The organism is Larsenimonas rhizosphaerae, from assembly GCF_026240105.1.
Classification (GTDB): Bacteria; Pseudomonadota; Gammaproteobacteria; order Pseudomonadales; family Halomonadaceae; genus Larsenimonas; species Larsenimonas rhizosphaerae.
The window spans coordinates 478,790-491,524 of record NZ_JAPIVE010000001.1 but is presented as its reverse complement, the minus strand read 5'-3'; the positions used below and the strand labels follow the sequence as shown (position 1 = coordinate 491,524).

9 protein-coding genes are annotated in these 12,735 nt (G+C 55.9%); 1 reads left to right on the top strand and 8 read right to left on the bottom strand.

The window, feature by feature from the left end:
- Positions 1 to 22 precede the first annotated feature (22 nt).
- A complete protein-coding gene (locus OQ287_RS02215; RefSeq protein ID WP_265895443.1) occupies positions 23 to 1,402 on the bottom strand; it encodes a hypothetical protein in 1,380 nt (459 codons plus the stop codon).
- Positions 1,403 to 1,484: 82 nt separating this feature from the next.
- On the opposite strand from OQ287_RS02215, the gene OQ287_RS02210 reads away from it, so the two are divergent.
- Entirely contained in the window at positions 1,485 to 1,844 is a 360-nt protein-coding gene (locus tag OQ287_RS02210; protein WP_250936387.1) for a hypothetical protein, read from the top strand.
- Positions 1,845 to 1,902: 58 nt separating this feature from the next.
- On the opposite strand, the gene sucD is transcribed toward OQ287_RS02210, so the two are convergent.
- The 7 genes from sucD to sdhA all read right to left on the bottom strand — a co-directional run bounded on the left by sucD (position 1,903) and on the right by sdhA (position 12,735).
- On the bottom strand, positions 1,903 to 2,775 hold the full coding sequence (sucD, locus tag OQ287_RS02205; RefSeq protein WP_250936386.1) for a succinate--CoA ligase subunit alpha: 873 nt from the start codon (positions 2,773 to 2,775) through the stop codon (positions 1,903 to 1,905).
- A complete protein-coding gene (gene sucC / locus OQ287_RS02200) occupies positions 2,775 to 3,941 on the bottom strand; it encodes an ADP-forming succinate--CoA ligase subunit beta (protein ID WP_250936385.1) in 1,167 nt (388 codons plus the stop codon). Before sucC ends, sucD begins: the two co-directional genes overlap by 1 nt.
- Positions 3,942 to 4,046: 105 nt before the next feature.
- Positions 4,047 to 5,486 (bottom strand): dihydrolipoyl dehydrogenase, encoded by a 1,440-nt coding sequence (gene lpdA / locus OQ287_RS02195; protein WP_250936384.1) that lies wholly within the window; start codon positions 5,484 to 5,486, stop codon positions 4,047 to 4,049.
- 77 nt (positions 5,487 to 5,563) lie between these two features.
- Positions 5,564 to 7,141, bottom strand: a complete 1,578-nt coding sequence (gene odhB / locus OQ287_RS02190) for a 2-oxoglutarate dehydrogenase complex dihydrolipoyllysine-residue succinyltransferase (RefSeq protein WP_250936383.1) — start codon at positions 7,139 to 7,141, stop codon at positions 5,564 to 5,566.
- Between the two features lie 43 nt (positions 7,142 to 7,184).
- The gene (locus OQ287_RS02185) at positions 7,185 to 10,019 is read right to left on the bottom strand and encodes a 2-oxoglutarate dehydrogenase E1 component (RefSeq protein WP_250936382.1); all 2,835 of its coding nucleotides are present in this window, start codon (positions 10,017 to 10,019) and stop codon (positions 7,185 to 7,187) included.
- Between the two features lie 214 nt (positions 10,020 to 10,233).
- A complete protein-coding gene (locus OQ287_RS02180; protein ID WP_265895441.1) occupies positions 10,234 to 10,944 on the bottom strand; it encodes a succinate dehydrogenase iron-sulfur subunit in 711 nt (236 codons plus the stop codon).
- A gap of 15 nt (positions 10,945 to 10,959) precedes the next feature.
- Positions 10,960 to 12,735, bottom strand: coding sequence for a succinate dehydrogenase flavoprotein subunit (gene sdhA / locus OQ287_RS02175; RefSeq protein WP_250936380.1), 1,776 nt, complete (start codon positions 12,733 to 12,735; stop codon positions 10,960 to 10,962).

Here is a 12,735-nt window from a genome sequence, read left to right as displayed (position 1 = left end):
TTAATGATCCCGGAAAAGAAGGTCAACGCATCAAGTAGCGTTTCAAACTTATCCGACACAGCGTCTGCTCATGCAGCAGAGAGCGAACAGCATCAATGGCGCCAGGCGTAGAACGCTCCACGGATACACCCTGAGGATCAGGCAACGGCGCCTCATCGTGCCATTGCAACAGACACAGGGAGCGCCCTTCTCCACACCGGCTCCAGAATACCTTCCACTCCTCCCAGTCTGCCTGCATGCCTGGCGGCATGATGACCCACAGTCTGCCAGCGCGTGATGAACTGTAGACCAGGGCCTGTGCCATAAGGATGTCCTGATCATCAAAGTGAACAGCACGGGTGCGAGCACGCTGTTCGTCACTGAACCAGACGCGCTCGGCCGCCATCCGATCATCTACAAGGAAATGGTCCATACGTCGCGTGAGCACATCAAGTGCAGCCACCTGCTTGATGGCTACTTTCTCGGCCTGCTGTAAAATACACTGCGTAACAGCCAGCCTGGCTCGGCCATCAAGATAGAATTCCTCATCCCCCTGAACATCCAGTCCATGCTGAAAGGAAAAGGGCGTATAACTCGACAGGGAAAGTGCCACCGCCGTTACGTCCTCGGGAATGACCGCGTGAATATCGCCCTCCTCTTCCCCCAGCACGATTACCTGAGTGGCACGCCCGAGCACATCCTTCCCTTCACATGAAGAGGCCAACGGGTAGCGATACTGCCCTGAGACCGGAATGGTTGCATATAGTGACAGACAAAGGACGGCCTCCCGATCAGCCCAACGATGGACCGCTTCCTCCCAGGCAGGCGGCAAGGCACCAATCAGTGCCACCGTGCGCTCTGCGGGTGATGGCATGATCAGTGTTGAATTGGCTGCTGTTTCCGGAAAGTGCAGCGCAGTACTGACTGATGCCATCAGGTTACGCGGCCATAGGCCCTGCAGCACCTCCGAGGCCGTAATCACCAGATGCATGCCGGCATGAACCTGCATCAGATCAAGAGCGTGGTCCATACTGCTTAACCAGCCATCACCGGCCAGTATATGCCGATGAAAGCAATCCTCGGGTAAACCATGACCCTGAGCTGAACCGGTGACTATAATCAGCAGTGACATCGAGCACCCTGTTGCAATCTGCTGAAGGCGAGGCAACAACGCTGGAAGGCTGTCAGCTGCAAGCACAAGAGTGACCGCATCATTATCTGCCAGTGCGGCTTCGAGCGCCTGACGCGCGGGCAGGAGATGATGGCCGGTTTCACCAAAAGCCTGGGTGATCGCGCCAGAACACTGATCGTCAAGCCATACACGACGATGGCCACGCGCTTGAATCAACTCTGCAAGCAGCACGGCACCTTCGACATGATCACCTTCAAATGCAGGTTCTGGGTAATAGGTTGCTGTTGACATGAAGACCTCCCGAGAAGTCCCCAAGCTTAAAGACATTCAATGCAACGAACTTTACCAAAAGTGACATTTGACCGGATAACGAATGCTGACACCGATCAGACAATGGCTGAGGCTGATGACCAGCCAACACTCAAACAAGCCTATTGCTGTTTTATGTGGATGCAGCAGTGAGCATTATCGAATATTCAAGCGCATTGAACACACTATCAATGTTCAGGGCATGGTCACGACAGACCCATGGCAGCATGGAACGCAGCTGAATGGTATTACCCTGTATTATCCCGGAGAAATCCTGTCACTGACGCAGCGACTGGACGCGGATTATCTGATTTTCATTGATCCCGCCGAAAGGTCTCTTGTCGAACAGGCATCACCGCCCCGTACCGTATGGCAGACTACCTGGCTTCAGGCTGACGAGCTGATCACTGAAGCCGGATGCTGAGGAACAGCCATAAAAAAACCCCCTGCCAGGGCAGGGGGTTTTTATACACCAGCAGTACTTACCAGCCAGTGGCTTCTTTCAATGCATCACCGATTTCCGCCAGGGAACGCACTGTCTTGACACCCGCTGACTCAAGCGCTGCAAACTTCTCGTCTGCAGTACCCTTGCCACCGGCAATGATTGCACCGGCATGGCCCATGCGCTTGCCCGGAGGCGCAGTAACACCGGCAATGTAGGACACTACCGGCTTGGAGACGTGCTCCTTGATATAGGCGGCCGCTTCCTCTTCGGCGTTACCACCGATTTCGCCGATCATGACGATGGCTTCGGTCTGTGGGTCCTTCTCGAACATCTCGAGAATGTCGATGAAAGTGGAACCCGGGATCGGGTCGCCGCCGATACCTACACAGGTAGATTGACCGAAACCGTGATCAGTCGTCTGCTTGACGGCTTCGTAGGTCAATGTACCGGAACGAGACACGATGCCAACCTTGCCCGGCTTGTGAATATGGCCCGGCATGATGCCGATCTTGGATTCCCCCGGAGTGATAACACCCGGGCAGTTAGGACCAATCAGACGCACGCCCAGCTCGTCACACTTGACCTTGACTTCAAGCATGTCGAGAGTGGCAATACCTTCGGTAATGCAGACGATCAGCTTGATACCTGCATTGGCCGCTTCAAGGATGGAATCCTTGCAAAATGCTGCCGGTACATAAATGACAGATGCTTCAGCGCCGGTCTTTTCGACAGCTTCAGCCACTGTATTGAACACAGGCAGGCCCAGATGAGTCTGACCACCCTTGCCCGGCGTGACACCACCGACCATGTTCGTGCCATACTCGACAGCCTGCTCGGAGTGGAATGTACCCTGCCCACCGGTAAAGCCCTGGCAGATCACCTTGGTGTTCTTGTCGATCAAAATACTCATTATTTGCCCTCCGCTGCTTTAACTACCTGCTGCGCAGCATCAGTCAGGCTCGTGGCGGCAATGATGTTCAAGCCGCTTTCAGCCAGTTTCTGTGCACCCAGTTCAGCGTTGTTGCCCTCAAGGCGAACAACCACAGGAACGTTGACGCCGACCTGCTCAACAGCACCGATGATGCCTTCGGCGATCATGTCACAACGCACGATTCCGCCGAAGATATTGACCAGTACTGCCTTGACGGACGTATCGGACAGAATAATCTTGAAGGCTTCGGCAACACGCTCTTCCGTGGCACCGCCGCCAACATCAAGGAAGTTCGCCGGCTGGCCGCCGTTGAGCTTGATGATGTCCATGGTACCCATGGCAAGACCGGCACCGTTGACCATGCAGCCGATGTTGCCATCAAGTGCTACATAGTTGAGCTCCCACTGCTGAGCATGGGCTTCACGCTCATCTTCCTGGGACGGATCACGCATTTCCTGCAGATCCGGGTGACGATAAAGGGCATTGCTGTCCAGACCGATCTTGGCATCCAGGCAGTGCAGATTGCCTTCATCCGTGATGACAAGCGGGTTGATTTCCAGCAGCGCCAGATCCTTGTCCTGGAACAGCTTGGCCAGTCCCAGGAAGATCTTGGTGAACTGCTTCACCTGATCCTTGTTCAGGCCCAGCTGGAAAGCCAGATCACGCGCCTGGTAGGGCTGCGCGCCTGTCAGCGGATCGATGGTAGCCTTGAGAATCTTCTCCGGCGTTTCATCGGCAACCGTCTCGATCTCGACACCACCTTCAGTGGATGCCATGAACACGATACGGCGCGTGCTGCGATCCACGACAGCGCCCAGATAAAGCTCGTTGGCGATATCGGTGCAGGTCTCGACCAGAATCTTGGTAACCGGCTGGCCCTTTTCGTCAGTCTGGAAGGTGACGAGATTCTTGCCCAGCCATTGTTCGGCAAAGGCATGTGCAGCTTCGGGGGTCTCGACCAGCTTGACACCACCGGCCTTGCCGCGGCCACCGGCATGTACCTGCGCCTTGACCACCCACTTGTCACCACCGATTTTCCTGCATGCCTCGGCGGCTTCTTCGGGTGTATCAACGGCAAAGCCCTTGGATACCGGTAAGCCGTAATCGGCAAACAGCTGTTTTGACTGATACTCGTGAAGATTCATCGTCTCATGCCATTGGTTGCATTGGACTCCCACGATCCCGGCCATCCTTCAGCCGGAACCACGAAAAGCCGGCAGGTCTTCACCTGCCAGCCGCGTCAGTGACGCTTATTTGCGCTTTTTACGATTCGCCATGTGAATAGCGTGACCATCGACGGCAAGCGCGGCCTCGTGTACTGCTTCAGACAGGGTTGGGTGTGCAAAGCAGGTCATGGCCAGGTCTTCGGCACTTGAACCGAATTCCATGGCAATAACGCCCTGGGCGATAAGCTCACCGGCATGCTGGCCGATGATATGAACACCCAGGATGCGGTCCGTATCGGCATGAGCAATGACCTTGGCCATGCCTTCTGTCGCATTATTGGCCATGGCACGGCCACTGGCAGCAAACGGGAACGTACCGACCTTGATATCGATACCCTGTTCCTTGGCTTCCTGCTCATTGATGCCGACCCAGGCTACTTCCGGAGCGGTGTAGATAACGCTGGGGATGGCATCATAGTTCATTTCTGCCTTGTGACCGGCGACGATGTCGGCCACCATCACGCCCTCTTCCGAGGCCTTGTGGGCCAGCATCGGGCCACGAACCACGTCACCGATGGCAAACACGCCATCCACGCTGGTACGACAGGTGCCGTCGACCTTGATGAACCCGCGGTCGTCCAGCTCGATACCGGCACCATCGTCCAGAAGGCTTTCGGTATAAGGCTTGCGACCGACACAGACAATCAGCTTGTCAAAGGTCTGAGTCTGCTCGCCTTCGGAATCGGTGTAGCTGACAACCACTTCACCATCCTTGACCTCACTGCCGGTTACCTTGGCACCCAGCTTGATATCAAGGCCCTGCTTGCTCAGCAGCTTCCTGGTTTCCTTGGCGATGGCATTATCTACCGTTGGCAGGAAATCGGACATGGCTTCGATAACCGTGACGTCGCTGCCCAGACGGCTCCATACACTGCCAAGCTCCAGACCGATGACACCAGCGCCGATCACACCCAGACGCTTGGGCGCTTCCTGGAACTCGAGTGCCCCCGCGGAATCAACAATCAATTCATTGTCGATGGGCGCCGGCGGAATATTGACCGGTACGGACCCGGAAGCGATGATGACATTGTCAGCCTCATAAGTAGCCGTCTCGCCATCCTTGCCGGTGACTTCGACCTTCTTGCCGCTCAGCAACTTGCCGGTACCTTCAAGCGCAGTCACGCCATTGGCCTTGAACAGCGAGCTGATGCCGCCGGTCAGATTGGCTACGGTCTTTTCCTTGCGCGCCATCATTTTCTTGACGTCGACACTGATATCGCCGACCTCTATACCCAGCTCGTCATAATCGTGCTGGGCTTCAACAAACTTGTGAGAGGTTTCAAGCAGCGCCTTGGAAGGGATACAACCGACGTTAAGGCAGGTACCGCCATGTACGGTCTTGCCTTCCTTGTTGACCCATTTCTCGACACAGGCCGTCTTGAGACCCAGCTGCGCGGCGTGAATGGCAGCAACATACCCGCCTGGGCCCGCGCCAATCACGATCACGTCAAATTTATCGGCCATGAGATCTTCCCGTTATTTCAAAAGATAAAAGGCGACCGACAGGCCATCCCGAGATGGCCTGTCGGCGTACTATCCGATTATACGTCCAGCAGGAACCGTGCCGGGTCTTCCAGCAATTCCTTGACCACGACCAGGAACTGAACCGCGTCCTTTCCATCGATCATGCGGTGGTCATAGGACAGCGCGAGATACATCATTGGACGTATCTCGACCTTGCCGTTGACTGCCATTGGGCGCTCCTGGATCTTGTGCATGCCCAGGATAGCCGTCTGCGGCGGATTCAGGATCGGTGTGGACATCAGCGAGCCGAAGATACCACCGTTGGTGATGGTAAAGGTGCCGCCCTGCATGTCCTCGATGCCCAGCTTGCCATCGCGACCGCGCTTGCCGAAATCACCAATGCCCTTCTCGACATCAGCCAGTTTCATGCTGTCGGTATCGCGCAGTACCGGCACAACCAGACCACGTGGCGTGGATACGGCAACGCCGATGTCCTGGTAACCGTGGTAGACAATCTCGGTGCCATCGATGGACGCATTGACATCCGGGAAGCGTTTCAGCGCTTCAGTCACGGCCTTGACGAAGAAGCCCATGAAGCCAAGCTTGACGTCATGCGCCTTGAGGAAGGCATCCTTGTACTGCGAACGCAGCGACATGACTTCAGTCATATCCACTTCGTTATAGGTTGTCAGCATGGCCGCCGTTTGCTGCGCCTGCACAAGCCGTTTGGCAATCGTCTGACGAAGGCGACTCATCGGCACGCGCTTCTCGGGACGATCACCTTCTGCCGGAGCAGATGCCGCCGGTGCGGAGGCCCTGGACTGACCGCCGGACGCAGCAGGTTTGGACTTCGCAGCACTGCCTGACTTGATGGCTTTCTGTACATCTTCCTTCAGTACACGACCACCCTTGCCAGTGCCTTCGAGTTTTGACACGTCCAGGTCGTTTTCAGCCGCCAGACGACGGGCAGAAGGTGCCAGAATCTTGTCGCCGACCTTTTCATCGCCGTCGTCGTTCTCGTCGCTACCGCCACTCTTGTCGCTGGAAGACGAGGCCGCAGAACCAGCACCGCCAGCCTCACCTTCAACAAAAACAGCCAGCAACTGCTCGGACTCAATGACATCGCCTTCTTCAGCCTTGATTTCCTTCAGGCTGCCGTCGGCAGGTGCCACTACTTCAAGAACCACCTTGTCGGTTTCGATGTCGGCAAGCACTTCGTCGCGCTTGACCTGCTCACCCGGCTTCTTGTGCCAGGTGCCGATGGTGCCTTCCTGAACGGACTCGGGGAAGGAAGGTGCCTTGACATCATGCGACTTGCCGCTCGCCGAAGAAGACCCGGCAGATTGCTCAGCCTTGTCATTGTCTTTTTCAGCAGGCTTTTCCTCGCCCTTTTCCTTGCTGTCACCCGAAGACGCACCGGCAGCGCCAAGCCGACCCAGCACTTGTTCCGACTGGCAGGTATCACCTTCCTCGACACTGATTTCTTCAATCGTGCCGTCTTCAGGTGCGACGACTTCCAGCACTACCTTGTCTGTCTCTATTTCAACGATCAGTTCATCACGGGATACAGAATCGCCCGGCTTCTTGTGCCATGTAGCCACAGTGCCTTCGGCGACCGATTCCGGAAAACTTGGCGCTTTGATATCCGTTGCCATTTGGATTCCTTAGTTCATCTTCTCTCGATACCCGGCTGAGCCTTCACTGATTGAAGGCATCATCGACCAGCTGACGCTGTTGCTCTACGTGAACGGCCATGTAACCGGCTGCAGGTGCTGCAGATGCAGCGCGGCCGGCAAACGACAGATCTCGACCCAGTCCCGCCTTCACCGCATCCGCCGTCTTGCGCATGTGGTGCTGACTCTGATACCAGGCCCCCTGGTTCTGGGGTTCTTCCTGACACCAGACGACTTTTTCAAGATTCGGATACTGCTCAAACATGCTCTGAAGCAGTTCTTCCGGGAACGGATAGAGTTGCTCGACACGCAGGATGGCCGTATCACGACGCTCGTTTTCATTACGATAGTTGGCAAGGTCGTAATACACCTTGCCGGAACAGAGGATAAGACGTTTGACGTCTTCTGCTGCAAGCTCTGCCTGATCCGGCAGAATCATGTTGAACGTACCCTCTGCCAGTTCTTCAAGCGTGGACGTCGCGTCCTTGTGACGCAACAGACTCTTGGGCGACATGATGATCAACGGCTTGCGGATCGGACGCACACTCTGACGGCGCAGCAGGTGGAATATCTGTGCAGGCGTGGTCGGCATGCAGACCTGCATGTTGTGCTCGGCGCACAGCTGCAGGAATCGCTCTAGTCGCGCCGAGGAATGCTCGGGCCCCTGACCCTCATAGCCATGAGGCAATAACAGCGTCAGGCCGCAAAGCCGCGCCCATTTCGTCTCGCCCGAGGAAATGAACTGATCTATAACCACCTGGGCGCCGTTGGCAAAATCACCAAACTGCGCTTCCCAGATGACCAGTGAGTCCGGCCGTGTGGTTGAGTAACCATATTCGAATGCCAGCACCGCCTCTTCCGAGAGGTAAGAATCGCGAATCAGGAAGTCCGGCTGGCTTTCCTTCATATGCTGAAGCGGCGTCCACGTATCACCGTTTTTCTGATTATGAAGGACTGCATGACGGTGGGAGAACGTGCCTCGGCCAGCATCCTGCCCGGTAATACGCACGCCAAAGCCTTCATCAAGGATGGTGGCGTAGGACAGTGTCTCGGCAAAACCCCAGTTAAGAGCCAGCGAGCCGGCAGCCATCTTGCGCCGATCTTCATAGACCTTCGCGACCTGCCGCTGAACTTCATAGTCCTCGGGCACTTCACACATGACGGTCGCCAGTTCCTGCAGGCGCTTCATGTTGAAGGTAGTGTCGGCCACACCGGTCCACTCATGCCCCAGGTACGGAGTCCAGTCGACAAACAGTGACTGGTTCGGCTGTTTGACCAGGGCATTGGCAACATGATTGCCCTTGTCGAGGGAATCACGATACTCGTCAACGAAGGTCTTGGCTTCATCCTCACCAATCACACCGTCCCTCACCAGCTGCTCGGCGTAGAGCGCCCGGCTGGTCTTGTGCGACTTGATCTTCTGATACATCAGCGGCTGGGTTGCCGAAGGCTCATCAGCTTCGTTATGACCGCGGCGGCGATAGCACACAAGATCAATGACAACGTCACGCTTGAACTGCTGACGGTAGTCGATGGCAACCTGCGTGACATGGATGACCGCTTCGGGGTCATCGCCATTGACGTGCAGGATCGGCGCCTGAACCATCTTGGCGATGTCGGTGCAGTACTCGGTCGAACGCGCATCATCCGGGCGAGAGGTTGTAAAACCAACCTGGTTATTGATGATCAGGTGTATCGTACCGCCTGTCTTGTAGGCACGCGTCTGGGACATCTGGAAGGTTTCCATGACCACGCCCTGACCGGCAAAGGCAGCATCACCATGAACAACCAGAGGCAGAACCTGATCACCTTCAGCGTCCTTGCGACGATCCTGACGAGCACGAACCGACCCCTCTACCACGGGAGAAACAATTTCAAGGTGAGACGGGTTGAACGCCAACGCCAGATGCACTTCACCACCCGGAGTCATCACATTGGAACTGAACCCTTGGTGATATTTAACATCACCGGAGCCCCGCTCCAGCATTTTCTTGCCATCGAACTCGTCGATCAGCTCTGACGGGCTCTTGCCAAGGATATTGACCAGCAGATTGAGGCGACCACGGTGCGCCATACCAATGACAACTTCGCGTGTGCCATAGTTGCCGGCACGCTGAATCATCTCGTCAACCAGCGGAATAAAGGACTCGCCGCCCTCAAGGCCGAAACGCTTGGTGCCCGGATACTTGCTGGCCAGATAGTTTTCCAGACCTTCAGCTGCCGTCAGGCGTTCAAAGATGTGCCGACGAACTTCGTTGCTGTACTTCGGCCTGGATCTGACAGACTCGAATCGCTGCTGAAGCCAGCGCTTCTCTTCCGTGTTGACGATATGCATGAATTCGCAGCCAATCGAGCGGCAGTACGTCTGCTGCAGAGCGTCAACGATTTCCTTGAGCGGTGCGGAATCCTTGCCCATGAACATAGAGCCGGTCTGGAACTCGGTATCCATATCGCTTTTGGACAGCTGATGGAATGACAGGTCCAGATCAGGTACACGCTGACTGGAACGAAGACCAAGCGGATCTATATCAGCCTGCTGGTGACCACGAAAACGATAGGCATTGATCAGCTGAAGAACACGAACCTGCTTCTTGTTCTCGGCACCTTCGGAGGATGAGCCACCACCGAGCGTGCGGCGCTGCTGGCCAATGTTGTAGAACTCTTCCCGAACGGGAGCGAGCGGAATATCGTGAGACGGAGCGCCTTCATACGCAGGCAGCTGGTCAAAGTATCCCCGCCATTCATCCGGTATTGAAGTAGGCTCGTTGAGGTACTGCTCGTACAGATCTTCGACGTAATGGACATTGCCTCCGCTCATGTGCGAAGTCTGTCGCATTAACTCCATGATACCTTCTTGCATCTTTCGATCACCCTATGCTTTTGGGGTGGTGTCGGCGCCTGGCACGGCCAGACCGCGTCGGCGTCATGACATTGAAAACGCGGCCCGTGGGTCCGCACTGCATCGAATAATCGACAAAGGCCGACGCCCCGGGGCGCCGGCCTTTGTTCATCAATAGCATTACCCGCCGCGCGCGAGCTTGTGACGGGTATGATACCAAGCCCTGCGACGCATATTAAGTCGCATTGGACAATAACATGTCACGAATCTTGCCAATGGCCCGCGTCGGGTTAAGCCCCTTCGGACAGACGTTGACACAATTCATGATGCCGCGGCAGCGGAAGACACTGAACGGGTCATCCAGGCCGGACAGCCGCTCGGTGGTTGCCGTATCACGGGAATCCGCCAGGAAGCGATAAGCCTGCAGAAGGCCCGCGGGACCAACAAACTTGTCCGGGTTCCACCAGAAGGAAGGACAGGACGTAGAGCAGCACGCACACAGGATGCACTCATAAAGCCCATCCAGCTTGTCGCGCTCTTCCGGCGACTGCAGCCGCTCGATCGACGGCGTGGACTGATCATTTTGCAGATAGGGCTGAATGCGCTCGTACTGCTTGTAGAACACTCCCATATCCACGACAAGATCCCGCACTACCGGCAGACCAGGCAACGGCCGAAGCACAAGCCGATTATCCTTGACCACTTCCGAAAGCGCTGTCACGCAGGACAGACCATTCTTGCCATTCATGTTCATGCCATCTGAACCGCAGACACCTTCACGGCAACTCCGACGGTAAGCAAGCGTACTGTCCTGCTCTTTAAGCATCTGTATAACATTCAGGACCATTAGATCACGGCCCTGTGTATCGACCTGAAACTCCTGCATATAGGGTGCATCGTCGGTTTCAGGATTATAGCGATACATCGAGACTTGCAATGTGGACATTTTCACATCACCTCATCAATAGGTCCGTTCTTTCGGCTCGAAGGTGTCAACGCTGACTGGCGAGAAGTTGACATCACGTTTACCCAGCGTTTTCTCTTTCGGAAAATAAACCGAGTGCTTGAGCCAGTTTTCGTCATCACGCTTGGGATAATCCTCGCGAGAGTGCGCCCCCCGGCTTTCACGACGCTCAAGCGCAGCAATTGCCGTAGACTCGGCCACTTCAAGCAGGTTATCGAGCTCAAGCGCTTCGACGCGTGCGGTATTGAACACATCCGACTTGTCCGGCAGATAAGCCTTGCCGATACGCTCGCGCAGGTCAGCCAGCTTCGACACACCATCCTTCATGTATTCTTCCTTGCGGAATACACCAAAGTTGTTCTGCATGACTTCCTGCAGCTCCTTGCGAAGCACGTGAATTTCTTCACCTGAGCTGTCGGAATTGTTCCAGCGATCCAGACGCGACAAGGCATTCTCGACGTCGGTCTCACTCGGCTCCATGTAGTCCACGCCTTCGTTCAGCGCCTTCTCGATGAAGATACCGGCTGCGCGCCCGAACACCACCAGATCAAGCAGTGAGTTACCACCCAGGCGGTTGCCACCGTGAACGGAAACACACGCGACTTCGCCACAGGCGTAAAGCCCGTTGATCACCGTATCGTTGCCATTCTGATCGATATTGATGGCCTGACCATGCACGTTGGTCGGTATACCGCCCATCATGTAGTGGCAGGTTGGTACGACCGGAATCGGCTCCTTGGTCGGATCCACGTGTGCAAACGTCTTGGCCAGATCAACGATACCCGGAAGGCGCTTCATCAGCGTTTCTTCACCCAGGTGGTCGAGCTTGAGCATGACGTGGTCGCTGTTTTCACCACAGCCACGACCTTCAAGCATCTCCTGAACCATGGAGCGTGCTACCACATCACGGGAGGCGAGATCCTTGGCATTGGGCGCATAACGCTCCATGAATCGCTCGCCATCCTTGTTGATGAGATAACCACCCTCACCCCGGCAACCTTCCGTTACCAGACAGCCCGCACCATAGATACCGGTCGGGTGGAACTGCCACATTTCGATGTCCTGTACCGGGAAGCCGGCGCGCAAGGCCATGCCAACACCATCACCGGTGTTGATCAGGGCATTGGTTGTCGAAGCGTAGATACGCCCGGCACCGCCAGTAGCCAGAACCGTGGCCTTGGAGTTGATCTGAACGGTTTCACCGGTTTCGATGCAGATGGCAATAACGCCCACCACATCGTTGGAGGCATTGCGGATCAGGTCAACGGCATACCACTCATCCAGAAACACGGTCCCGTTCTTCAGGTTGTTCTGGTAGAGAGTGTGCAGCAGTGCGTGACCGGTACGGTCTGCAGCCGCGCATGTACGTGCTGCCTGGCCGCCCTTGCCGAAATCCTTGGACTGACCGCCAAACGGACGCTGGTAGATCCGACCATTATCAAAACGCGAGAACGGCAGCCCCATGTGTTCAAGCTCGAAGACAGCCTTGGGGCCCTCCTGACACATGTACTCGATCGCGTCCTGGTCACCAATATAGTCCGACCCCTTGACGGTATCGTACATATGCCAGCGCCAGTCATCATTGGGGTCAGCACTGCCGATGGCGCAGGTGATACCGCCCTGTGCAGACACCGTATGTGAACGGGTAGGAAACACCTTGGAAAGAACTGCTGTCTTTTTGCCGGATTTTGCAAGCTCAAGACCTGCACGCAAGCCGGAACCACCACCACCAATAATGATGGCGTCAAAACTCATGCTACGCATCTGTGCCAT

Coding starts and splice junctions, on each gene's coding strand:
- sucD (WP_250936386.1), bottom strand. CDS start 2,775: ATGAGTATTTTGATCGACAAGAACACCAAGGTGATCTGCCAGGGCTTT.
- OQ287_RS02210 (WP_250936387.1), top strand. CDS start 1,485: ATGCTGACACCGATCAGACAATGGCTGAGGCTGATGACCAGCCAACAC.
- sdhA (WP_250936380.1), bottom strand. CDS start 12,735: ATGGCACAGATGCGTAGCATGAGTTTTGACGCCATCATTATTGGTGGT.
- sucC (WP_250936385.1), bottom strand. CDS start 3,941: ATGAATCTTCACGAGTATCAGTCAAAACAGCTGTTTGCCGATTACGGC.
- OQ287_RS02215 (WP_265895443.1), bottom strand. CDS start 1,402: ATGTCAACAGCAACCTATTACCCAGAACCTGCATTTGAAGGTGATCAT.
- lpdA (WP_250936384.1), bottom strand. CDS start 5,486: ATGGCCGATAAATTTGACGTGATCGTGATTGGCGCGGGCCCAGGCGGG.
- OQ287_RS02185 (WP_250936382.1), bottom strand. CDS start 10,019: ATGCAAGAAGGTATCATGGAGTTAATGCGACAGACTTCGCACATGAGC.
- odhB (WP_250936383.1), bottom strand. CDS start 7,141: ATGGCAACGGATATCAAAGCGCCAAGTTTTCCGGAATCGGTCGCCGAA.
- OQ287_RS02180 (WP_265895441.1), bottom strand. CDS start 10,944: ATGTCCACATTGCAAGTCTCGATGTATCGCTATAATCCTGAAACCGAC.